The organism is Rhodoferax sp. LB1P47 (assembly GCF_056521445.1).
Window position 1 is genome coordinate 22,651 of record NZ_JBWMAU010000011.1, and the last position, 23,810, is coordinate 46,460.

19 protein-coding genes are annotated in these 23,810 nt (G+C 60.8%); 12 read left to right on the forward strand and 7 right to left on the reverse strand.

The genetic code is table 11. The annotated features are described in order from the left end of the window. Positions 1 to 13: 13 nt before the first annotated feature. A complete protein-coding gene (locus AC0969_RS13180) occupies positions 14 to 943 on the forward strand; it encodes a dihydrodipicolinate synthase family protein (protein ID WP_479624605.1) in 930 nt (309 codons plus the stop codon). A gap of 45 nt (positions 944 to 988) precedes the next feature. On the opposite strand, the gene AC0969_RS13185 is transcribed toward AC0969_RS13180, so the two are convergent. Continuing rightward, positions 989 to 1,492 (reverse strand): hypothetical protein, encoded by a 504-nt coding sequence (locus AC0969_RS13185; RefSeq protein WP_479624606.1) that lies wholly within the window; start codon positions 1,490 to 1,492, stop codon positions 989 to 991. Between the two features lie 78 nt (positions 1,493 to 1,570). Here AC0969_RS13185 and queC point away from each other — a divergent pair, with 78 nt between their 5' ends. The 9 genes from queC to AC0969_RS13230 all read left to right on the forward strand — a co-directional run bounded on the left by queC (position 1,571) and on the right by AC0969_RS13230 (position 11,958). Further along, positions 1,571 to 2,269: a 7-cyano-7-deazaguanine synthase QueC gene (gene queC, locus AC0969_RS13190; RefSeq protein ID WP_479624607.1), complete on the forward strand. Its 699-nt coding sequence runs from the start codon at positions 1,571 to 1,573 to the stop codon at positions 2,267 to 2,269. 167 nt (positions 2,270 to 2,436) lie between these two features. Continuing rightward, positions 2,437 to 5,250: an XrtA/PEP-CTERM system TPR-repeat protein PrsT gene (prsT, locus tag AC0969_RS13195; protein WP_479624608.1), complete on the forward strand. Its 2,814-nt coding sequence runs from the start codon at positions 2,437 to 2,439 to the stop codon at positions 5,248 to 5,250. Positions 5,251 to 5,426: 176 nt separating this feature from the next. After that, complete coding sequence (xdp1, locus tag AC0969_RS13200) at positions 5,427 to 6,269, forward strand: exosortase-dependent surface protein XDP1 (protein ID WP_479624609.1); 843 nt, start codon at positions 5,427 to 5,429, stop codon at positions 6,267 to 6,269. Positions 6,270 to 6,427: 158 nt separating this feature from the next. Beyond that, the gene (locus AC0969_RS13205; RefSeq protein WP_479624610.1) at positions 6,428 to 6,724 is read left to right on the forward strand and encodes a hypothetical protein; all 297 of its coding nucleotides are present in this window, start codon (positions 6,428 to 6,430) and stop codon (positions 6,722 to 6,724) included. Between the two features lie 40 nt (positions 6,725 to 6,764). After that, complete coding sequence (locus AC0969_RS13210; protein ID WP_479624611.1) at positions 6,765 to 7,292, forward strand: hypothetical protein; 528 nt, start codon at positions 6,765 to 6,767, stop codon at positions 7,290 to 7,292. Positions 7,293 to 7,294: 2 nt separating this feature from the next. Next, entirely contained in the window at positions 7,295 to 7,831 is a 537-nt protein-coding gene (locus AC0969_RS13215; RefSeq protein ID WP_479624612.1) for a hypothetical protein, read from the forward strand. A 34-nt stretch (positions 7,832 to 7,865) separates the two neighbouring features. After that, the gene (locus AC0969_RS13220) at positions 7,866 to 8,363 is read left to right on the forward strand and encodes a hypothetical protein (RefSeq protein WP_479624613.1); all 498 of its coding nucleotides are present in this window, start codon (positions 7,866 to 7,868) and stop codon (positions 8,361 to 8,363) included. Positions 8,364 to 8,383: 20 nt separating this feature from the next. Further along, positions 8,384 to 9,166, forward strand: a complete 783-nt coding sequence (locus AC0969_RS13225; RefSeq protein WP_479624614.1) for a hypothetical protein — start codon at positions 8,384 to 8,386, stop codon at positions 9,164 to 9,166. A gap of 464 nt (positions 9,167 to 9,630) precedes the next feature. Next, positions 9,631 to 11,958 (forward strand): penicillin acylase family protein, encoded by a 2,328-nt coding sequence (locus tag AC0969_RS13230; RefSeq protein WP_479624615.1) that lies wholly within the window; start codon positions 9,631 to 9,633, stop codon positions 11,956 to 11,958. Positions 11,959 to 12,068: 110 nt separating this feature from the next. On the opposite strand, the gene AC0969_RS13235 is transcribed toward AC0969_RS13230, so the two are convergent. Further along, complete coding sequence (locus tag AC0969_RS13235) at positions 12,069 to 13,118, reverse strand: quinone-dependent dihydroorotate dehydrogenase (protein WP_479624616.1); 1,050 nt, start codon at positions 13,116 to 13,118, stop codon at positions 12,069 to 12,071. A gap of 49 nt (positions 13,119 to 13,167) precedes the next feature. Between AC0969_RS13235 and rpiA the strand changes: the two genes are divergently transcribed. Beyond that, positions 13,168 to 13,860, forward strand: coding sequence for a ribose-5-phosphate isomerase RpiA (rpiA, locus tag AC0969_RS13240; RefSeq protein ID WP_479624617.1), 693 nt, complete (start codon positions 13,168 to 13,170; stop codon positions 13,858 to 13,860). A 63-nt stretch (positions 13,861 to 13,923) separates the two neighbouring features. Here rpiA and AC0969_RS13245 read toward each other — a convergent pair whose 3' ends face one another. The 5 genes from AC0969_RS13245 to AC0969_RS13265 form a co-directional block, all read right to left on the reverse strand. Then, a complete protein-coding gene (locus AC0969_RS13245) occupies positions 13,924 to 14,538 on the reverse strand; it encodes a DUF4124 domain-containing protein (protein WP_479624618.1) in 615 nt (204 codons plus the stop codon). 157 nt (positions 14,539 to 14,695) lie between these two features. Continuing rightward, positions 14,696 to 16,729, reverse strand: a complete 2,034-nt coding sequence (locus AC0969_RS13250) for a M3 family metallopeptidase (protein WP_479624619.1) — start codon at positions 16,727 to 16,729, stop codon at positions 14,696 to 14,698. 30 nt (positions 16,730 to 16,759) lie between these two features. Next, positions 16,760 to 17,614 carry a bifunctional methylenetetrahydrofolate dehydrogenase/methenyltetrahydrofolate cyclohydrolase FolD gene (gene folD, locus AC0969_RS13255; protein ID WP_479624620.1) on the reverse strand — a complete coding sequence of 285 codons (855 nt, stop codon included), beginning with the start codon at positions 17,612 to 17,614 and terminating at the stop codon, positions 16,760 to 16,762. Positions 17,615 to 17,687: 73 nt separating this feature from the next. After that, on the reverse strand, positions 17,688 to 18,314 hold the full coding sequence (locus AC0969_RS13260; RefSeq protein ID WP_479624621.1) for a response regulator transcription factor: 627 nt from the start codon (positions 18,312 to 18,314) through the stop codon (positions 17,688 to 17,690). Next, complete coding sequence (locus AC0969_RS13265; protein WP_479624622.1) at positions 18,311 to 20,869, reverse strand: PAS domain-containing sensor histidine kinase; 2,559 nt, start codon at positions 20,867 to 20,869, stop codon at positions 18,311 to 18,313. The genes AC0969_RS13260 and AC0969_RS13265 overlap by 4 nt, the downstream gene beginning before the upstream one ends. Positions 20,870 to 21,077: 208 nt before the next feature. Here AC0969_RS13265 and aceE point away from each other — a divergent pair, with 208 nt between their 5' ends. Continuing rightward, positions 21,078 to 23,783 carry a pyruvate dehydrogenase (acetyl-transferring), homodimeric type gene (gene aceE / locus AC0969_RS13270; RefSeq protein WP_479624623.1) on the forward strand — a complete coding sequence of 902 codons (2,706 nt, stop codon included), beginning with the start codon at positions 21,078 to 21,080 and terminating at the stop codon, positions 23,781 to 23,783. Positions 23,784 to 23,810 lie beyond the last annotated feature (27 nt).

Sequence of the window (23,810 nt, forward strand, 5' to 3'; positions counted from 1 at the left end):
CTTGTTGAACGCCATGCACAACGCATCCAACCCCCGCTACCGGGGCATCTTCCCAGTCGTTCCCACCACCTTCACCGCCTCGGGCGAACTGGACTTGCCCAGCCAGAAGCGCTGCGTCGATTTCATGATCGACGCGGGCTCTGACGGCCTGTGCATCCTGGCCAATTTCTCCGAGCAATTTTTGCTCTCAGATGACGAGCGCGAGATCCTGACCAAAACCATCCTAGAGCACGTGGATGGCCGCGTGCCGGTGATCGTCACCACCACCCATTTCGGCACCACCGTCTGCGCCCAACGCAGCCGCCGCGCGCAAGACATGGGCGCGGCGATGGTCATGGTGATGCCGCCCTACCACGGGGCGACGTTCCGCGTCGGCGAGCCGCAGATTTACGAGTTCTACGCCAAGCTGTCGGATGCCATTGACATCCCCATCATGGTCCAGGATGCGCCTGCTGCAGGCACACCGTTGTCGGTGCCATTCCTGGCCCGCATGGCGCAAGAGATCGAGCACCTGGCGTATTTCAAGATCGAAACTGCCGGAGCGGCCGCCAAGCTGCGCGAGCTGATCCGCGTGGGCGGCGCAGCCATCGAAGGCCCGTGGGACGGCGAAGAAGCCATCACCCTGATGCCCGACCTGGATGCCGGTGCGACGGGTGCCATGACCGGCGGGGCCTACCCCGACGGCATCCGCCCCATCCTTGAAGCCCACCGCGCGGGCGACCGCGACACGGCCTACGCGCTGTACCAAAAATGGCTGCCGCTGATCAACTACGAAAACCGCCAGGGCGGCATCCTCACCGCCAAATCGCTGATGGCCGAGGGCGGTGTGATCGCCTGTGAAGCCCCGCGCCACCCCTGGCCCGCCATGCACCCCGATGTGCGTGCCGGTTTGATGGACACCGCCCGCAGGCTCGACCCGCTGGTGCTGCGCTGGGGTAAGTAGTCATTACTATGGTTTTAATAGCTTCTTGCGCAGGTGGGATATGCGCTAGAGGCCTAAAAAGCTTATAAGTCGCCGTGCCGTGTGGCGAGCCCGGCGGGCCAAGGCCTGGGCCATCCGCCAGGGGCGCGCAGTCTTGACCCGGGCGATCACCCCGTCCTTCCACACCCGCCAGCGCGGATACCAGTGGCGGAACCAGGCCAACTGCATCAAGGCCGGCTGCGTGAGTTGAAACAGGCGCGCCGCCACGGCCGTGCCCACCACCTTGGCAGCCAGCACCAGCAGCAGGCCGAGTACGGAGTGGCCCCGGGTCATCCAGTACACCGCCAGCAGCTTGACCGGCAGCAGGGTCAGCATCGGCAAACATAGCAACAGCAAGGCCGGGTAGGGCGGCAGCCGCCGAATCTGGGCTTCCAGCTGCGACCAGACCGGCAAGCGCGCCAGGCGGTCCATGGCCCGCGCCAGCGGCTCCCAGCCCCACTCGCCAAAGATCAGCACCAGCGCCAATGCGGTGTGGAACAGAGTCTTTAAAAATCGCCTTAAAAATTGCATGCGGGAGTCCGGTGGGGTGATGGGGGCGGTGGTAAATTGCCCGATTGTTGTACCCCAATCTGAATTTGTTCTGAAACCATGCACTCCCGCGCCCTTGTTCTTTTCTCTGGTGGGCAAGATTCCACCACCTGCCTAGCCTTGGCCCTGTCCAAGTACGCCCATGTGGAAACCGTGGCCTTCGACTATGGCCAGCGCCACCACGTTGAGCTGGACGCCCGTTTGCACGTTCTGGCCAATATCAAGGCCCGCTTCCCCCAATGGGCGGACAAGATGGGCGAAGACCATTTGCTGGATTTGTCGGTGCTGGGCCAGGTCAGTGAGACCTCGCTCACCCGCGACATGGCCTTCAAGATGGAGGAGGGCGGCCTGCCCAATACCTTTGTGCCGGGCCGCAACCTGCTGTTCCTGACCCTGGCCGCCGCGCTGGCCTACCGGCGCGACCTGGAGGTTATCGTCACCGGTGTCTGCGAGACCGACTTCTCCGGCTACCCCGACTGCCGCGACGACACCATGAAAGCCATGCAACTGGCTCTGTCGCTGGGTATGGACAAACGCTACCTGATCGAAACTCCGCTGATGTGGATCGACAAATCCCAAACCTGGCAACTGGCCCAGCAACTGGGCGGGCAGCCATTGGTGGATTTGATCGTGGAAGACACCCACACCTGCTACCTGGGCGACCGCGTGCACCGCCATGCCTGGGGCTATGGATGCGGCACGTGCCCGGCCTGCGTGCTCAGGGCGCGCGGGTTTGAAAAATTTATAGCAGCGGCTTAGCCTGCAAGTTACCGCCGTTTGCGGCACGCCGTACACAACTGCGTGACGGAAATCACCGATTTCATTCCGTCCTTTGTGGAGGCGTGCACATTTGCATTTTTTACATCAGCTAACATTTGAACTCTGTGCACAGTTTTAGTGCGCGCGTTCAGTAGCCGGACATTTCCATGAAGCCATTTCCCCTTGCTTGCCGCGCCACGCTCCTCGCCGTGGTGTGCGCCACCAGCTTTGCCAGCCATGCTGTCACCGACAGCAAAGCCGCTCGCTTTTACGAGGACGCGTTAGGCCGCTTTGAGAAGAGTGATATGCCGGGGGCCATCATCCAGCTGAAAAACGCCTTGCAAATCGACAAAAACATGCTGCCCGTGCAAGTGCTTCTGGGTAAAGCCCTGTTAGCCAACGGCGAGGTAGCGACCGCCGAAGTCGCCCTGTTGGAAGCCCTGCGTTTGGGTGTGAACCGGGCCGAAGTGGTCATCCCCCTGGCCCAGGCCTTCATTGCCCAGGGCAAGCACAAACTGGTGCTGGAGCAGGGCCAATTCAGTCCAGCCGGTCTGCCACCGGGCACGCAATTGCAAATGCTGCTGTTGCGCGCCTCAGCCAGTGCCGATATGGGCGATGTGCGCGTTGCCTTGAAGTCGATTGAAGAGGCCCGTGCGATAGACAGCCGCGCCCCCGAGGCCTGGCTGGCCGAGGTGCCGGTGCGCATCCGTGCGCGCCAGTTTGCCGAGGCGAATGTCGCTATCGAACGTGCGTTGGCGCTGGCCCCCAACTCCACCGAGGTGCGCTACCAAAAAGGCGCTTTGCTGCATGTGCAAGGCAATCTGAGTGCTGCGGTAGCGGCCTACGATGCGGCGCTGCAATCAGACCCAAAACACATTGAGGCCCGCGTCGCCCGTGCAGGTATTGCTATCGATTTAGGCCAAAACGCCGAAGCTGCCAAAGACGTAGCCGAGCTACAGCGCCTGTCGCCCCGCGAGCCTCGCGCCGCCTACCTCAAGGCCTTGCTGGCCGAGCGCAGCGGCAATACTGCGGCTGTTCGCGGCGCATTGCTGGAAGTCACCAGCCTGTTAGACCCGGTGCCTGTGACCTTCATCCAATACCGCCCCCAGTTGCTCATGCTCAATGGCCTGGCCCACTTTGGTCTGGGTGAACGCGAAAAAGCCAAGCCCTACCTGGAGTCTATTCAGCGGGTACAGGGCAACAGTCCCGTGTCCAAACTGCTGGCCCAGATTTACATGTCCGCAGGCAATTTCACCAGCGCCACCGAGTTACTGGAAAATTACATCAAAGCCCAGCCCGGCGACGGCCAAGCCCTCACCTTGTTGGCCGGTGCCAACATGGCCCAAGGCCGCCACGCCAAAGCCACGGCCTTGATGCAACAAGCCCTGACCACCCGGGACGCGCCCGAGTTTCGAACCGCCCTGGGCCTGAGTCTGGTGGGCGGTGGCAAATCCGGCGATGCCATCGTTCAGCTCGAAACGGCCTTTAAAGACCCCAGCCAAATCCAGGCCGGTGCCGCCTTGGTGGGCCTGTACCTGCGTGACGGAAAAGTGGCCCAGGCCACTGCGGTGGCCGAAAAACTGGTCAAACTGCAACCTGCAAATGCGGGGTTCTATAGCCTGTTGGGCATGTCCCACGCCCAGGCGGGAAACCTGCCTGCCGCCAAAGCCGCCTTCGAGCGCGCAACTGCGCTTGACGGTACTTTGCTGCAACCCATGCTCAATCTTGCACGGGTAGATATTGCCGCCAAAGCCTACGACAGCGCCAATACGCGTTTACTGACCATTCTCAAGACCGACGACAAAAATATCGACGCGATGTATGAAATGGCCAACCTCTCAGACCGCCGTGGCCAGCCTGCCGAGACCCTGCGCTGGCTGCAAAAAGCCAGTGATATGGCTGGCCCGCGTGAGTTTCGCCCCGACACCACGTTGGTCGAGCTGCACCTGCGCAACCGCGCTCCTGCGTTGGCATTGGATGCTGCCAAACGCCTGCTGGCCAAAGGCACTGACAACCTCCCGTCTCTCCTCGTGTATGGCCGTGCCCAGTTGGCCAACGGTGACATGGGGGGGGCTAAGTCCACCTTTTCCGGGGCCACCCGCTTTGCCGACTTTGATGCTGTGCAGCAAACCCAAATCGCCACCCTGCAAATGGCTGCCAACAACCCCCCTGGCGCAGCCTACAGCTTAGAAAAAGCGCTCTCCAACCGGCCAGACTTTTTGCCCGCACTGGCCCTCATGGTCGATGTCGAGTTGCGCCTGGGTGCGCCCGCCAAGGCTGAGCAACGTGCCCGCCAGGTACTGGCCCAAGCGCCCAAGCGGGCTATCGGCTACAGCTTGCTGGGCGACGTGGCACTGGCCAAAGGGCAAGCTCCTGCCGCCATTGATGCCTACCGCCGCGCCCACCAGGCAGAACCCACTGCTGACACCTTATTACGCCTGTACCGGGTGCTATTTAGCCAAGACGGCGGAAAACCTGCTTTGCAACTCGCCGAGCAGTGGCTTAAAACCCGCCCGCAGGACATCCGCGTGCGTAAAAATTTGGCGGATGGCTATGCCAGCATCGGCAATTTCCTTGCTGCTCGCAGCCACTACGAAAGTCTGCTGAAAACCGCACCTGACGATACCGAGGTGCTCAACAATCTGGCCAACGTGTTGTTGCGCCTAAAAGACCCTGGTGCCATCCCCATGGCTGAAAAGGCGCTGGCCAAAGACGTGACCAATGCCAATGCCATCGACACTCTGGGTTGGGCCTTGTTCCAGGCCGGCCAGCCCGCCCAAGCCGATCGTGCGCTGCAACTTCTGCGCGATGCCCGCTTGCGCGAGCCGGGCAGCCCCGCTATCCGCTACCACCTGGCGGCTGTGCTGGCCCAGTCGGGCCGCAAGACCGAGGCCCGCGACGAGGTGGAGGCCGCTTTGAAAGCAGGCCGCAGTTTTGAAGAGCAGGCCGCCGCTGAAGCTTTGCTGAAGACTTTGCGCTAGTTGCGTCAAAAAGCTGAAAGTGCTGTCGGAATAGTTTACAAAATACGATGATTTTTTTGGTATTTTTTTGTTTAAATTGTTGATTTGTAAAGTAAATTTAATGATGGTATGAATTGTGCTTTTTTATTTTTTAAGAAGATTGCGTTTGCTGAATTTAGATAAATAGGAAGAAGAATATGAACATCACCCCTTTAAACCGCACCATCCAGGCCGTTGCCGCTTGCGTGTTGTTGGGTTTCGGGTCGTCTGGTTGGGCAGCGGCTTCATGGAATCTGCCATCTGCCTGCGATAACACGGGCAGTTGCGGAATCTCGGATGGTGCCAGCCTCTCAACCAGTGCGTACTCCACTGCAACCGGTACGATTGCAGCACCCACTGCGGGTACTGTTTTCGCCGCTGCTGCGATTGGCGAGTACAGCGGCGGCTTGGGTGTTACTTCTAAAAATGAGGATGCAGGCGCTCAGCCGCAGCACACGCTTGACAATCGCTATGGAACAGAGCTGATCTCCCTGAATTTTGGTGCTGCTGTTGCGTTGAACAGCCTGAGCACGGGTTGGGTCAGCGGTGATTCAGATTTGAGCGTTTTGCGTTTTGATGCGACGAAAGGTTTCACTACGTCCCAGGCTGCCATTGCAGGTAAGACGATTGCACAGCTGCTTGAAAAAGGCTGGGAATTGGTAGCGAACATCAATGGTGGCTCGGCAAGCCAAACATTCACAGGTTTCAATGCCTCCGCCTTGTCTTCGAGCTGGTGGTTGGTGAGTGCATACAACTCTACGTATGGTGTCGGCTGTGTGAGTGCTACCGGGGGGACTAGTACGGCTTGTAATAATGGCCGTGTTAGCAGTACTGGTACCGCAACTGCGTTTGACTATGTGAAGCTGCTGACGGTTGCAGGGACGGTGGTGACACCGCCTGGCAATGCAGTTCCAGAGCCAGGCTCTCTTGCACTGATGGGGCTTGGTTTGCTGGGGTTGTTGGGCACTAGTCGCCGCAAGGCCAAGGGCTTGGCCGCTTAATCTTTCTGCATACCGGCCGCTTGCGGCCACCTTCAAAAAGGCACCGAGTTTCGGTGCCTTTTTGCGTTGGGGGATATTTTTTTGCTTCATCAAACTTGTTGATGCGGATTTGGCTTGCATCGCCCATGATGAAGCCAGTTCAATCTGGGGGGCGGTAGATGCAGACAGCAGAGCGTTTTGGGGCCAAGGTGTCGCTCGGCCTGCCGGGACGTGGCATGTTCTTGCTGGTGGCCGCAGAGCCCGGCGGGCTGGATGTTTTGGTGCGCAGTACGGGCGGGCAGATGGTGACCCGGCTGGATGCACAAAAAGCATTGGTGCTGATGGGATTGACGGCATACATGGGTTTGCGCGGATCGCGGGCGGTGCGTTTTATCGGACCGGTCAACGTAGACCAACAGAGACTCGCGGCGGTACTGGCTGTTTTTCAGGCACAGCCGCCGTCTTTGGTTTTGTAACCGCTGCATTCAATGTGCAGTCCACTTCAAGGAGAAAGCCATGGCCGGTAGTGTTGGACAAGAATTACTTGACGTACCTCTTCCCGATATGGTGCTCAAGCTGGCGCTGGGTATCGCCGAAGCGCAAAAGGCGCTGGACGAAAACTCGGTGGAAACGGCGCAGGCCCTGGCAGACATCAAGCTACCAATTTTGGTCAGCGTGACGCAGATCATCAACGCCGATGGAAGCTCTCCGGCTCCCACCAATACAACCACCGAGATGTCGCTCATCCAACTGGGTTTGCTGCCCACTTTTTACCAGTTCGCCGAGGCCACCATCGAAGTCACGATGGACATCAAAACCACCACCTCGGTCGAAACCAGTCTCAAAGTGGGTGTCAAAGCCAAGGCGGGTTTTGCTTGCTGGAGTGCATCGGTCTCGGTGGATGTGTCGCACAACCGCAAGTTTGGTAAAGAGGTGCGCGGCACCAGCCGCCTGCTCACCCGCATGGTGCCCGTACCGCCGCCAGCCCGGTTGGCACCGCAGTTCAATGTGATTGACAACCGTCCACCCAAAGTGCCTGCCTGACCATGGCCACGTTCGACAAAACCAAGGCCTTTCGCACGCCCATCGTACCGGCGGAGGTGGTGGTCCAAGAAACCGCATCCACCTCGTTTGCCGACTTGGTGCGGCTGATGGCCGAGGGCATTGCCGACGCACAAATGGCCCTGGACCGCAGCGCCGCCGAGATGGTGACCGAGCTGGCCAACACCACGGTGGAGATGGTGCCAAGCATTACCGAAGAGGTGGCAGCAGACGGCAGCGTTACGTTTACCCAAGGCAAAGCGCAAATCGTGTCGCTGCTCGCGCTGGGGGTCAAGCCCACCTTCTACCAGTTCTCGCAGGCCACCATCGAGGTCAGCATGGACCTGAAACTGGTAGAACAGATCAATGAAGACGGCACGCGTAAAAAGGGCGGTTTGGGCTTGTTTGCCGAAACCGCCAACATCCGCTTCGAGCGCAAGCTCAACCGTGACGTGTCGGTGCATTCCAAAATTACCGCCACCCTGGTGCCCGTGCCTGCCCCGCTGCGCCTGGAGATTCCGCGCCGTACCGTGACTGGCTAATCTTTGCCTGCGCTAACTGCTGGAGCACCTTGCTATGGCCCTCGCCACCGACCTGAAACGTGCCCCGCTCGGGGCCTTGCTGGGTAATGCTGGTGCTGCTTTGACTAGCGCCCAAACCGACCTCGGGCTGGGCGTGGGTCTGGCCAGCGGCATGGTGATGTCCGAGGCTACTCTGGAGATCAAGGCAGCCGTGTCCCGCAGCAGCACCGGCGAGCTAGAGATCGAGCCGTTGTCGTCCGTCCACTTGGGTGGTGCGCTCAACGCCTCGGCGGTATCCACTATCCGCGTCAACTTTGTGGCCACCGCCGCCACGCCCGCCGTGGCCAGCAACCCGGGTGGCACCACCGTGCCGGTCAAGAGTAAAGACCAGATCATCAAAGACTTTCGCCAGCGTGACGACTTGGTAGCGCTGGCACGGGTCATCGGGCCGCTGGAGGTACAGGCCACTTTTGTGCCGGGCAGTAAACGCTGGATGGTCAACGCCGTGGATGCCGATGGCCGCGTGGTGCGCGAGCAGCTCGTTGCAGATTAAGGTCGATTAAGGAGTCCTTCATGGCGAGCAAACCCCTCACCGTAGCCCAGTTGCAAGTGGCCTTAAAAACTGCCCAAGCCCAGGCTATCGCTACCGAAGCCGCTGCCCGTAAAAGTCTGGCCGAAGCGGCGGACACCATGTCGCGCCTGAAGCTGGCCGCTGCCGCTGCCAGTGACCGCGAACTCAAAACCAGCGCAGAAGTCGATGCGCTGCGCCAGCAGCTTGCCGCCGCACAAGCCCAATTGCGTGCACCGGTGGAGGCGGACGACCTGTCTGTCCAGATCAGTCTGCTGAAAACCCAGATGGAAGGCCTGCTGGTTGAAAATCAGCGCCTGGCCGGGCAGCGCGATGTGGCGCAGGCGGATAACCAGACCTTGTTCAAACGCCTGGACACCAGTGCCGAGCGCGAAAAAACTGCCGTAGCTGCTGCCGTGCAGGGGACAAAAGCCGAACAAGAAGTAAAAATCAAGGCCGCCGCCGAGAGCCTGCGTCTGGGCGCGGCGCGCATTGCCGCCTTATCGACCCAGCTTGGCAGTGCGGGCAAGCTGGAGGTGCTGGCCCCGGACCAGGTGGGGCATCTGATGGGTGGCTTTTTGCAGCAACTGGAAACCGGCATGCCTACCCTGCGGTTGGCCGAGGGTGAGCTCAAACTCAAGCTGGGCCTGGCCCGCAGTGACCAGCAAGAGGGCTTTGTCATCCTGCCGCCCAATGCCAGCGCCGAACTGCGCAGCAGCTTGCATGAAATTTCCTTGCGTTTTGACCGCGCGGGTGCTCTCTCCGTTTTGAAGTCGGATGCGGGCTAGTTGCGGTCTTTTCGATCACCTTGGAAGCTCTGGCTCCAAACGATGCATTCGTAGCTGCGCAGCTTCTGCACGCGCCCGCGCATCCCAATCGCATCCTGTGCCGTTGAACCATTGAACTGACTATGGGGTACGGGTTCGATCGATTGTCTGTTCATCATCGCCTATAAGCTGGGTGGTTTTTCGCACCACAGGTTTGTTGGGATGGCCCATTCCAATGCGGTTCTTACCATTTTTATATCCATGCACCATGTGGGTGCAAATTTTTTATCCATAAAAAGAGGGGAGTTTCAATTGATTTTTAACAGGGCTGAGGAGGTGGCACAGTAATATGGAATAAGTCCGTTTTAGGCAACAATTGATGCATTTAAATGGTCTTAAATTCAATATTAGGGAGAGAAATGAAACTTACGACAACATTGCTCTGCACACGACCGGTACGCATAGGGCTTTTGGCCGCTGTCGCTGTGTCCTTGCTTGCAGGCTGCTTGCCCACCGAATATGCGGCCACCATCCGCACCACTTCTTACGGGGTGCCACATATCGTGGCCGATAGCTTTACCGGAGCGGGCTATGGCTACGGCTATGTGTTTGCCCAAGAGAATGTGTGCCTCTTTGCCGAAGAGTTGGTCACGTTGCGCGGCGAGCGGGCCAAGTACTTCGGCGCTGCGGGGGGCTACCTGGGCCAGTTGGGCACCGTGTTTGGCAACATTGACTCGGATTTCTTCTACAAACTGGTGATGGATTCCGACCAGGTTGCGCGGTTCAAGGCGGGCTCCAGCCGCGACACACGGGCGCTGGCAGATGGTTTTGCCACCGGCTACAACCGCTATCTGACCGATACCGGCCTGGCCAAGCTGCCGACGGCCTGCCGGGGGCAATCCTGGGTCCGGCCTATGACCGAAGATGATGCCTATTTGCGCTTTTCACAACTCACCATGACGGGCAGCTCGCTGGCGTTTATCGGTGCGATTGGCAGTGCCGTAGCGCCTGTTGCGCCGGTTGCCAAAGCTTCGCCTGCCGCTGACTTGGCCCATTCGCCAATGCTGATGGCATTTCAAACCCTGCGCAACCACACCATTGGCTCCAACAGCATTGGTTTGGGCCGCGAAACCACCCAAAGCGGCAAAGGCTTGCTGTTGGGCAATCCACACTTTCCTTGGTGGGGAGCTTTACGCTTGAACCAAGTACACATCACCGTGCCTAGCGAAAACTATGACGTGATGGGCGCTACGCTTTTGGGCGCGCCAGTGCCCATGATTGGTTTTAACGACAAAGTGGCCTGGAGCCACACGTTATCGACCGATAACCGCTTTACCGTGCGTTACCTGGCAATTGACCCCAGCAACCCCACGCGTTACATCAAGGATGGCCAATCTATCGCTATGAAGGCCGTGCCCTTGACGGTGTCGGCACTGGGAGCCGATGGCAGCCAGGTGCAGATCCAGCGGACCCTGTACACCACCGAGTACGGCCCCATGCTGTCGGACAGCAGCTTTGCCTGGACCACGGGCAGCGGCTATGCCCTGCAAGATGCCAATGTCAGCAACTACAAGCTGATCGACCAGATCATTCTGAATGGCAAGGTCACCAGTGTCGATGGTTTGCGCCGTGCCCTGGCCACCCACAACGCCATGCCTTGGGTTAACACCGTTGCCGCTGATAAAGCCGGCGACACCTTGTATGCGAACTACTCGGTTGCCGCCAATGTGCCCGATGCGCAATTAGCGGCCTGCGTGCCCCCACCGTTCCAGCCATTGATGGCCAGTACCGGCGTGGTCGTGATGGCTGGCACGACGGCCGCCTGCGACTGGGCGGGGAGCATCCCGGCGGCTGGACGGCCCTGGGTCAAGCGCCCTGACTACGCCATGAATGCCAATGACAGCCACTGGTGGCCCAGCCTGAACACCTATCTGGGCGGGTTTGCCAAGATCATCGCCACTGGCCCCAACGCCGAAGCGCTGGCGCAAAACAACCGTACCCGCACCGGTCACGCCATCGTGCGCGACCGTCTGGCCGGTACCGATGGCCAAGGTGGCTACCGCTTCACGATGGCCAACCTACAGCAGCTGTACCTAAAGAACCGTTTCTTCAAGGCCGAAAAATGGTTGCCGGGCTTTGTCTCGGGTTGCCTGGCCAGCAGCAGCGCCACGCCGGCGGCGTTGGATGCCTGCGCCGTGCTGCAAGGCTGGAACATCGCCCACACGCCAAGCAGCCAAGGCGTGGTGTTGTTTGACGAGCTGTACGCCGCCTTGGGCGAGCTGAATGCTGCATCTTGGTGGAGCGTGCCGTTTAACCCGGCCGACCCGCAGGAAACCCCGCGTGGAACGGCCAACTTGGCCGCAGCGATGGCCCAACTGGAAACCCTGGTGGCGAGTTCCCAGTTCAATGACCCCCAGAAGCGCCGGGCCCGAACCCAGGATGTGCAATTGCTGCAACGAGCCGAGGGTGTATTGGCAATGCCGGGCGGCCGCTCCACCTTCAATAACTGGGGCGGCGTGCGTACCGAAGTGGCCCCCGGCAGCGTTCTCTACACCGCCGATCCCGCGACCAATGCGGGCGCGTTTGGCAATAGCTTCATCCAGTTCGTTACCTGGGATAGCACGGGTCCGGTGGCTGAGGGCATCCTGACCTACAGCCAGTCGTCTGATCCGACCAGCGTGCACTTCAGTGACCAGACCCGTAAATATGCAGCAGGGGAGTGGGTCAAGCACCCCTATACGGACCGGCAGATCAAGGCCGATCCACAGTACAAAGAGCGCACGCTTTTTGAATCTCGTTTGCTATATAAATAATAGCATCTAGCGCTTATTGAATAAGCGCTGGATGCCTATTTGACCACGGTCGTAACTTAGGCAATATCCCCTGTGCGTCCAATGGGCGACACAGCGGGCGCTGCGCCAAACTACATGTTTTTGAGCGCCTGTGCCGCCTGTTGTACCAAGGCCGGGCCCTGGTAGATCAGTCCGGTGTAGATTTGTATGGCATCGGCCCCTGCTTTAATTTTGGCTACCGCATCGGCGGCACTCAAAATGCCGCCGACACCGATGATCGGATAGGCCGGGCCGAGAGCGCTGCGCAGTTGGCGGATCACGCGGTTGCTGGCATCCAACACGGGGGCGCCGCTGAGGCCACCGGCTTCTTCGGCATGCGCCATGCCCTTGACGGCATCGCGGGCCAGCGTGGTGTTGGTGGCTACCACGCCGTCCATGCCGTGGCGCAGCAGGGTGGCGGCGATCACGGCGACCTGGGTTTCATCCAGGTCGGGCGCAATTTTCACAAAGATGGGCACCTGTTTTCCGTATTGCACGGCCAGCGCTGTGCGGCGTTGCGCCACCGCGCCCAGCAGGCTGTCCAGTGCCTCGTCGCTTTGCAGGGCGCGCAGGTTCTTGGTGTTGGGGCTGGAGATGTTGACCGTGACGTAATCCGCATGCGGGTACACCCCATCCAGCGCCAGCAGGTAATCGTCAGTGGCGCGCTCGATCGGGGTGGCGGCGTTCTTGCCGATGTTTAGGCCCAGCAGCATGGGTTTGCCCTGGGTCTTGGCGCGGAAATTTGCGCGCTGCACATTGGCCACAAAGGCCGCTAGCCCGCCGTTGTTGAAACCCAGGCGGTTAATCAAGGCGTTGGCGGCGGGGAGGCGGAACATGCGGGGCTTGGGGTTGCCGGACTGGGCCAGCGGCGTGACCGTGCCCACCTCCACAAAGCCAAAGCCCATCGCGCCCAGGCCGTCAATGCAGCGCGCGTTCTTGTCCAGCCCGGCGGCCAGGCCCACGCGGTTGGGGAAATGTAGGCCCGCCAGGGTGATGGGGTCGTGGACCCTGGCTTGGCGGTACAGGCATTCCAGCGGCGTGCCCTGGGTACGGGCGATGGCATTCAGCGTCAGGTCGTGGGCGGCTTCCGGGTCCATGCCAAACAAAAAGGGGCGGGCCAGGGCGTAGGGGATCAGGGGCATTGGATAATTCTCAGTTTCAGCACTTCGTTACAACCCCGGATTTTCACCGATGACCAACACCATTCCCGCACTCACCCAAGACGAGCTCAAAACCCTGGTCGGCCATGCCGCGTTGCGCTACGTCGTGCCCGGCGAAATTGTCGGCGTGGGCACCGGCTCTACCGTCAACAAGTTCATTGACGCGCTGGCCACCATCAAGGACCAGGTCAAGGGCGCGGTGTCCAGCTCCGAGGCCAGCACCGCGCGGCTACTGGCGCTGGGCATTGCGGTGTTCGATGCCAACGACGTGGGCGAGCTGGCGGTGTACATCGACGGCGCAGACGAAATCGACCACCAGGGCCACATGGTCAAGGGAGGCGGTGCCGCGCTGACCCGCGAGAAGATCGTGGCCGCCCAGTCGCGCCAATTTGTCTGCATTGCCGATGAGAGCAAGCTGGTGCAGGCGCTGGGCCAGTTTCCGTTGCCGGTGGAAGTGATTCCGATGGCCGCCAACCGCATTGCCCGCCAGTTCGCGGCGATGGGCGGCACCGCCACGCTGCGCCTGAAAGACGGCCAGCCGCTGGTGACCGACAACGGCCAGCACATTCTGGATGTGACGGGTTTGCAGGTCACCGATCCGCTGGCATTTGAATCCCAGGTCAACCAGTGGCCTGGCGTGGTCTGCGTGGGCGTGTTTGCCCACCAAAAAGCCCATGTGTGCCTGCTGGCCACAGCCCAGGGTGTGAAGACACTGGATTTTTAGGCGGAAAAATAGCATCTACCGCACATGGAATGTGCGGTAGATGCTATTAAATTTGCAGCAAAATTAGAACTGGAAACCGTTGGGCTTGCGGGCGGGTTCGGCAACGGGTGCGGCGGCTTCGGGCGTGGCCTTTGCGGGTTCCGCAGCGGGTTTGGTGGCCACCAGTGGGCGTGCGGCAGCGGGCTTGTAGCTGGCGGGCAGCACCGAGGTTTTGGGGTAGGCCGCTGCGTCCAGGTACTGCGTCCACTCCACATCCGAGTAGCCTTTGAGCTGCTGGCTGCCAATGGTGCCAAAGGGCAGGGTGGTGTCCCCGCTGATGCGTTGCAGGGCATCAGCGTCTTCATTGCTGTTGACGGTGCGCTCGGTGAAAGGCACACCGCGTGAGGTCAGCAGGTTGCGGGCACTGGCGCAGGGGCTGCAATTGGCCCCGGTGTACAGCGTGACCGGGTAGCGCTGCACGACTTCTTTCAGCTCAAACGGCAGCGATGCGTTGCTGGCACTGCCGCCGCTGGCGGCCGCCGTGGTGACTTTGGCTTTGCTGGTGGCAGGCGGAGGCTGGTCCGAGAACGACACCTTGCCGTCCGGTCCAACGATGCGGTACACCGTTTGCGCCTGGGCACTGGCGGCCAGGGTGAGAGTGGCACAGGCTAAAACGGTGGTGAGTAGGGTGGGGCGCATCAGTTTTATCCTTAACAACTTCGATGTATTTACAAAACTCCATGCCACAGCCGGAACGCATCGCCTCAGAGATACCGTGGAACTGGCTTTGCCAGGCCACTGGTATCGCCCCCTGCAAGGGGGTTGGCGAAGCGACGCGTAGCCTGGGGGTGAGCCATCAATTGGCCATGCCTTGGTGGCGCAAGAGTGCATCCAGAGTCGGTTCGCGGCCCCGGAAGGCTTTGAACGATTCCATTGCCGGGCGGCTGCCACCGGCTTCCAGAATCGACTCGCGGTATTTGCGCCCGGTTTCGATACTGGGCAGGCCGTCGGCCCCAGCGGTTTCTTCAAACGCGGCGTAGGCATCGGCGCTCAGCACCTCGGCCCACTTGTAGCTGTAGTAACCGGCCGCGTAGCCGCCCGCGAAGATGTGGCTGAAGGTGTGCACGCTGCGGCTGAAGGCCGGGGCTAGTAGCACGGCTACCTCGCCGCGCACCTGGCGCAGCAGGGGCATGAAGTCTTGCGACGGGTCGTGTTCGGTGTGCAGCAGCATGTCGAACAGCGAAAACTCGATCTGGCGCAGGGTTTGCAGGCCGCTCTGGAAATTTTTGGCTTCTGTCATCTTGTCGAACAAGGCCCGGGGTAGCGGTTCGCCGGTCACCACGTGGGCCGTCATGTGCTTGAGCACATCCCACTCCCAGCAGAAGTTTTCCATGAACTGGCTGGGCAGTTCCACCGCGTCCCATTCCACACCGCTGATGCCGGAGACATCGCGCTCGTTCACCTGGGTCAGCATGTGGTGCAGGCCGTGGCCGAATTCGTGGAACAGGGTGGTCACGTCGTCGTGCGTCAGCAGCGGGGGTTGGCCACCCACGCCGTCGGCAAAGTTGCACACCAGATGGGCCACCGGGGTTTGCAGTTGGCCCGTGTCGGGGCGCAGCCAGCGGGCACGCACGTCGTCCATCCAGGCACCACCGCGCTTGCCGGTGCGGGCGGGTTGGTCCAGATAAAACTGGCCCACCAATTGTCCTGCCCGCTCGATGCGGTAGAACTCGACCGACGGGTGCCATACGGGGGCGCTGTCTTTGCGAATGGCCACTTCAAACAGGGTTTCGATGATCTTGAACAGGCCGCCCAGCACCTTGGGCGCGGTGAAGTACTGCTTCACCTCTTGCTCGCTGAAGGCGTAGCGGGCTTCCTTGAGCTTTTCGCCGATGAAAGACCAGTCCCAGGGCTGCGGGTCGGCCAGTGCCAGGTGCTCGGCGGCAAAGGCGCGCAGGTCGGCCACGTCTTTCAGGGCATAGGGCTTGGCGCGCACGCCTAGGTCGCGCAGGAAACGGGTCACCTCCAACGGCGACTTCGCCATCTTGGGCACCACCGAGACTTCGCCAAAGTTGGCGTAACCCAGCAGCCGGGCTTCTTCATGGCGCAGCGCCAGGATCTCGGCAATGATGGCCGAGTTGTCGAATTGGATGGCATCGCCCTCGGCCTGGTCGGACGCACGGGTCACGTAGGCGCGGTACAGGTGTTCGCGCAGGGCGCTGGAGGTGGCGAACTGCATCACCGGCAGGTAGCAGGGCATTTTCAGTGTCAGCTTGTAGCCGTCTTTGCCTTCGGCTTGGGCCGCTGCCAGCGCGGTGGCCTGCACATCGGCGGGCACGCCATCCAACTCGGCAGCGGCGGCGTAGTAGGCAAAGGCATCGGTCGCATCCAGCGCGTTTTCGCTGAATTTCTGGCTGATTTCGGCCTGGCGCTCCTGGATCTGGGCGAAGCGTTCTTTGTCGGCCCCCACCAGGTCGGCACCACTGAGCACGAAGTTGCGCATGGCGTTGGTGTGGGCTTGGCGCTGCTCGGGGTTCAAGCTGGCAACGTCCACGGCCTTGTACTTGGCGTACAGGCGCTCGTCGGCACCCAGGCGGGTCCAGAACTCGGTGACGCGGGGCAGGGCTTCGTTGTAGGCCGCCCGCAGGGCAGGGGTGTCGGCCACACTGTTGAGGTGGCTCACGGCCCCCCAGGCACGGCCCAGCTGCTCGGCGCTTACGTCCAGCGCCTTGGAGATGGCCGTCCACTGCGCGGGAAAGTCGGGCTGGGTCACGGCCTCTAACGCGGCGTTGGCTTGGGTCAGCAACTGGTCCATCGCAGGGCTTACGTGCTCTGGTTGGATTTGGTCAAACAGCGGGAGGTCGGAGAAGTCGAGCAGTGGATTGGTCATGGTGTGGATGTGGCGACAGGCTCGGTAGATTCAAGAGGCAACAGAGCGTTCTGCTGCTTCCATCGTATTGACCAGCAGCATGGTGATGGTCATGGGGCCGACTCCGCCGGGCACCGGGGTGATGAAGCTGGCGACTGGCTTGACACCGTCAAAGTCTACGTCGCCGCACAGTTTGCCCTCGGGGGTGCGGTTCATACCCACGTCGATTACCACGGCACCGGGCTTGACCATGTCGGCGGTCAGCACATTGCGCTTGCCCACTGCGGCAACCACCACGTCGGCCTGTAGCGTCATGGCTTTCAGGTCCGCCGTGCCGCTGTGGCAGATGGTGACGGTGGCGTTCTTTTGCAGCAGCATCAAGGCCATCGGTTTCCCGACGATGTTGGAGCGGCCAATCACCACCGCGTGCTTGCCGCGCAGGTCATAGCCAATGCTCTCCAGCATCTTCATGCAGCCATACGGCGTGCAGGGCCAGAAGCCGGGCGCGCCGGTCATCAGTGCGCCAGCGCTGGCAATGTGGAAGCCGTCCACGTCTTTGCTGGGGGCAATGGCTTCGATGACTTTTTGCGCGTCGATGTGGGCGGGCAAGGGCAGTTGCACCAGGATGCCGTGGATGAGGGGATCGTTGTTCAGCGCATCCACCCGGGCCAGCAGCGCGGCTTCGGTCATCTCTGCGTCGTACTTTTCCAGCACCGAGTGCAGGCCGGCATCGGCACAGGCCTTGACCTTGTTGCGCACGTAGACCTGGCTGGCCGGGTTGTCTCCCACCAGGACGACGGCCAGGCCGGGGGTTACGCCACGGGTTTTCAGGGCTGTGGTGCGTGCGGCTACGTCCAGGCGTAGTTTTTGGGACAGGGCGTTGCCATCAATCAGTTGAGCGGTCATTTTTCAAAAATTCAAATTAAAACGCCCGCTAGCGCAGGTGCAGCGGGCGTATATAGCTATTAAAGCGGTAGCGTTATTGCTTGGGGGCAACTTGTCCCAAAGCAATCTTCAGCAGGTCGGCTACGGTATTGGCGTTGAGCTTTTCCATGATGTTGGCGCGGTGCGCTTCCACCGTTTTGATGCTGATGCCCAGATCGTCGGCGATTTGCTTGTTCAGGCGACCGGCGACGATGCGTTCCAGCACCTGGCTTTCGCGCGAGGTGAGCTTGGACAGCAGCGCGCCCCGGCTGGCGGCTTGCTGGTGGTCGGTGAAGGCTTCTTTGGCGTGCTCCAGCATGCGCTCGACCAAGCCAACCAGTTCGTCTTCTTTGAAAGGCTTTTGGATGAAGTCCATGGCGCCTTTTTTCATCGTGTCCACCGCCATGGGCACGTCGCCGTGGCCGGTGATGAAGACGATGGGCAAGGGCGATTTGCGTTCAATCAAGCGGTCTTGCAGCTCCAGACCGGTCATGCCGCCCATGCGGATATCGACGATCAGGCAGGCGACTTCGCGGGCATCGAAGCGGCTTAAAAAAGATTCTGCGGAATCAAAGCAGCGAACCCGGTAGTCCTTGCCTTCGAGCAGCCATTGCAGCGAATCGCGGACGGCTTCGTCGTCATCGACCACATACACAGTACCTTTTTTGGGGATCAAACTCATGCAGTCACTCCGGGGTTTTGGGTAGGGTTTGCTGGGCTGTTCTGTGTAACAGAAACTTGCGCCAACGGAATCCAGAATGAAAAACGGCACCCTGTGCCTTCGTTTCCATTGTAGAGGTTCTCGGCCTGCATCCGGCCCAGGTGCGACTCGACAATCGTGCGGCACAGGTTCAGGCCGATGCCCATACCCTCGGCTTTGGTCGAAAAGAAGGCTTCAAACAGGCGCTCTTTGACTTCGGGGGCCAGGCCGTTGCCCGTGTCTGCGACCGAGAATTCGATGCCCGCTTTGTCGTTGACCAGTTTGGGGACCACGCGCAGTTCGATGTTGCGGTTGGACGTGATGCGCTGGGCCAGGTCAATTGCTTCGGCGGCGTTGCGCAGCAAATTCACCAGCACCTGCTCGATCAAAATCGGGTCCACCAGCAGCCGGGGCAGGCGGGCGGCAACGTAATGGCTCAGGCGCACGTTGCGGCGGCGCAGTTCAATGCTGGCCAGCTCCACGGCTTCCGACACCATGTGCTCCACGTCGGACAGGCTGCGGTTGGGCTCGCTACGCTTCACAAACGACTGGATGCGCTGGATGATCTGGCCCGCGCGCTGGGCCTGGCGGGCGGTCTTGTCCAGCGCGGCCAGCAGGTCGGCTTCGGCAATGCCCGCACCCTTGATGCGCGACACCATGCCGTTGCAGTAGTTGCTGATGGCGGCCAGCGGCTGGTTCAGCTCGTGGGCCACGCTGGAGGCCATTTCGCCCATGGTGATTAGGCGGCTGGAGCTTTGGGCGCGCTCGGCCTGGGCGGCCGATTGCTCTTCGGCGCGGCGGCGCGGCGTGATGTCGGTGGCAATCACCATCTGCACTAGGCGGGCATCCACCCAGCTCAGGTAGCGGGTGCGCACTTCTAGCCACTTGCCCAGCTCGGGGACAAAGACTTCGGTGCTTTCGGACTGGGTGTCGGTCAGGCTGTCGGTGGGCAGGCCGACAAACGCGTCCACGTCATCGTCCATCGCCTCGTCGCTGACGGGGATGCTGGGCACTCCCGCTTCGGCCACCAGTTTTTCATGGCCCTCGGTTTGCACGCCAAACCACAGGCGGTACAGCTTGTTGGCAAACAGCAGTTCGTGGCTGTTGATGGGTGCTACAGAAACAGAAGCATCCAGCGCTTCCAGTACCTTGGTAAAACGCTCATACGATGCAGATAATTGCTCGCGGATGCGGTTCGGCTCGGTGATGTCGGTCATCGAGGTCATCCAGCCGGTTTGTTTGCCTACCGCGTCGATCAGCGGTGCCACGTACATGCGGCCATCGAACACGCTGCCGTCGCGGCGCTTGACCCGCACCTGAAATCCGCCGGGTGGGGTGCGGCCATTGAGTTCGTCCTCCAGCCGGGCCACCAGGTAGTCGCGGTCTTCTTCGGGCCAGTGGGCAAATGGCGCGGTGTGGCCCACCAGGTCGGCTTCGCTCCAGCCGGTCATGCGGCAAAACGCGGTGTTCACATAGGTGATGCGGCCTTGCATGTCGAGCGCACGCATGCCGGTCAGCATCGAGCTTTCCATGGCGCGGCGAAAGTTGGTTTCCGACACCAAGGCCTGCTGGGCTTGCAGGCGGCGGCGGGTGTGCTTCCAGTTGCCGATCAGCATCCAGGCGGTCAGGATGCTCAGGGCGCCCACCAGCCAGAACAGGCCGGTGCCGACCACGCCCTGCGAGGTGCGGTAGGCCTGGGCGCGCAGCACCAAGCCGTTGCCCACCGGGGATACCGACACTTCATACGGTTCTGATTGGCTGGACCACGGTAGCAAGCGGGCACCCCCCATGCGCACGGGGGCGGCATTGCCCGCCAGTACCTGGCCATTGCCATTGAGCAGGGCTACCGCGTATTTGGCCAAAACCTCGGCCGGTACACCATAACGCAAGAGGCTTTCATTGGAATATTCGGCCAGCAAAACGCCCGCGAAGTGGCCCCGGTCTGCCAGGGGAATATGCAATTGCAGCAGTGGCACGGTGTCTTGCGTGCCAGCCGGTTGGGCGTAGACCGGCTGTTGCAGGTCGCGTGCCAGGCTGAAGGTGCTTTCGGTATCGCCACCGGGCCGTAGCACGGTGTCAACCGCCCGTACCTGGGGTGTGGGCAGGCTGGGCGCGGCATAGCTGGCCTTGATGCGGCGGCGCTCGTCGATCCAGCTGACGGACTGCAAGTCCGGGTGCTGTGCGACCAGAGACTCGGCGCGGCTGATGAATTCTTCGGTGTCCACCTCTTCGTTGGAGATGTCACGGCCGATGCGCATGAGCTGTTCTTGGCGCTCCAGCAGGCGCAGGCGGATTTGCTGCTGGGTGTACTCCACATCGCGCTTCACGGCTTCTTGTTCGCGGTCGATTTCTTCCAGCCGCAAATACATGAAAGCCGAGCCGATGGCGGCCAGAAACATCAATACCGCAATCAGCGGTGCCAGCATGGCAAAGCGGTCTTGCCGGTGCGGTGTTTGGCGGCCCCACCAGAGCTTCCACCAGCGGGCAGGGGCTATTAAAGAAGAAGGGGGAAGGGTTTTTGACGGTCGCTGGGGCATGGGTGCAGTGTAGGGGAGAGTCTGCCTAGAGCCCAAAACCACAAATGACTATGCGTGTTTTTACGCAGTTCTAAGCGCTTATAAACCACATTATGAAACGAATGATCACATATTGAAATTTTGAATCTTTTGTGCAAAAATAGACGTGCCGCCCAAAAAAGCTGTGCCAAACCATCAAAATACCGCTACCCAACCTAGGAGACAAAGCATGTCAGCTGTACCCGAAAGCCTGTCAGGAGCTGCGCAAACCGACGCAGACAGCCAGGAAACCCGTGAGTGGATGGATGCGCTGTCCGCCGTCATCGAGAGCGAAGGCCCCGATCGCGCCCACTTTCTTTTAGAGCAGTTGCTGGAACATGCGCGACAAAAAAGCATTGACATGCCTTTCTCGGCCACCACCGGCTACGTCAACACTATTTCCACCGACCAGGAAGTGCGTTGCCCCGGCAACATCGAGATCGAAGAGCGCCTGCGCGCCTACATGCGCTGGAACGCGATGGCGATGGTTGTCAAGGCGAATCGCCACCACCCGGTAGACGGCGGTGACCTGGGCGGCCACATCGGCTCGTTCGCCTCGCTGGCCCACATGTTTGGCGCTGGCTTTAACCACTTTTGGCATGCCGAGAACGAAAACCACGGTGGCGACTGCCTCTACATCCAGGGCCATGTGTCGCCCGGCGTGTATGCCCGCGCCTACCTGGAAGGCCGCCTTTCTGAAGAGCAGCTGTTGAACTTTCGCCAGGAAGTGGACGGCAAGGGTCTGTCCAGCTACCCGCATCCCAAGCTGATGCCCAACTTCTGGCAGTTCCCCACCGTATCTATGGGCCTAGGCCCACTGATGGCCATCTACCAGGCCCGTTTCCTGAAATACCTGCACGCCCGTGGCATTGCCGACACCGCCAACCGCAAGGTTTGGGTGTTCTGCGGCGACGGCGAGATGGACGAAGTCGAATCCCTGGGCGCCATCGGCCTGGCCGCGCGTGAGAAGCTCGACAACCTGATCTTCGTGGTGAACTGCAACCTGCAGCGCCTGGACGGCCCGGTGCGCGGCAACGGCAAGATCGTGCAAGAGCTCGAAGGCGAATTCCGTGGCTCCGGCTGGAACGTCATCAAGCTGCTCTGGGGCAGCGAGTGGGACCCTCTGTTGGCCCGCGACAAAGACGGCGCTTTGAAGAAGCTGATGATGGACACGCTGGACGGCGACTACCAGGCCTTCAAAGCCAACGACGGCGCCTACGTGCGCAAGCATTTCTTCGGCCGCGATCCGCGCACCTTAGAGATGGTCGCCCATATGACCGACGACGAAATCTTCGCTCTGAAACGTGGTGGCCACGATGCCAAGAAGGTCTACGCGGCCTACCACCAAGCCGTCAACCACAAAGACGAACCTACCGTGCTGTTGATCAAGACCGTCAAGGGCTTTGGCATGGGCAAGAGCGGCGAAGGCAAGAACAACGTCCACCAGACCAAGAAGCTCACCGACGAAGACATCAAAATCTTCCGCGACCGCTTCAACATCCCAATTCCTGATAGCCAACTGGCCGAGATTCCGTTCTTCAAGCCGGCCGACGACACGCCCGAAATGCAGTACCTGCACGAGCGCCGCAAGGCCCTGGGCGGCTACCTGCCACACCGCCGTGTCAAGGCCGACGAGCAGTTCACCGTGCCCGCGCTGGAAACCTTCAAAACCGTGATGGAGCCCACGCCAGAAGGCCGTGAAATCTCCACCACCCAGGCCTACGTGCGCTTTTTGACCACGCTGTTGCGTGACCAGGCGCTGGGCCCGCGCGTGGTGCCGATTTTGGTGGACGAAGCCCGTACCTTTGGTATGGAAGGCCTGTTCCGCCAGATCGGTATCTACAACCCCGCTGGCCAGCAGTACACCCCGGTCGACAAAGACCAGGTCATGTACTACCGCGAAGACAAGGCCGGGCAGATCCTGCAAGAAGGCATCAACGAAGCCGGTGGCATGTCCAGCTGGATCGCTGCGGCCACCAGCTACAGCACCAGCAACCGCATCATGGTGCCGTTCTACGTGTACTACTCGATGTTTGGTTTCCAGCGCATTGGCGACCTGGCCTGGGCGGCTGGCGACATGCAAGCCCGTGGTTTCTTGCTGGGCGGCACCTCGGGCCGTACCACACTGAACGGCGAAGGCTTGCAGCACGAAGATGGCCACAGCCACATCCTGGCCAACACCATCCCCAACTGCATCAGCTACGACCCCACGTTTGCCCACGAAGTTGGCGTCATCCTGCACCACGGCCTCAAACGCATGGTCGAAAAGCAGGACAACGTCTACTACTACCTGACCCTGCTGAATGAAAACTACCCCATGCCCGGCCTCACCGCTGGCACGGAAGAGCAAATCATCAAGGGCATGTACCTGTGCAAACCCGCCGCCAACGGCCAAGGCACCGTGCAACTGCTGGGCTCCGGCACCATCCTGCGCGAATCCATGGCCGCGCAAGAGCTGCTCGCAGCCGACTGGGGCATTGCCGCCAACGTCTGGAGTTGCCCAAGCTTCAACGAGCTGACCCGCGACGGCCAGGATGCCGAGCGTTACAACCTGCTGCACCCGCTGGAGGCACCCCGTAGCTGCTTCGTGACCGACCAACTGGCGGGCCACGCCGGCCCTGTCATCGCGTCTACCGACTACATGAAGGCCTACGCCGAGCAGATTCGCCCGTACATCCCCAAGGGTCGCACCTATAAAGTGCTGGGCACCGACGGTTTTGGCCGCAGCGACTTCCGCAGCAAGCTGCGCGAGCACTTCGAGATCAACCGCCACTACATCGTGGTCGCCACCCTCAAGGCGCTGAGCGAAGACGGCACTGTGCCCGTCGAAAAAGTGGCTGAAGCCATTGCCAAGTACGGCATCCAGGCCGACAAGGTCAACCCGCTCTACGCATAAAAACCCCCAGCGCGCAAAACCGACGAG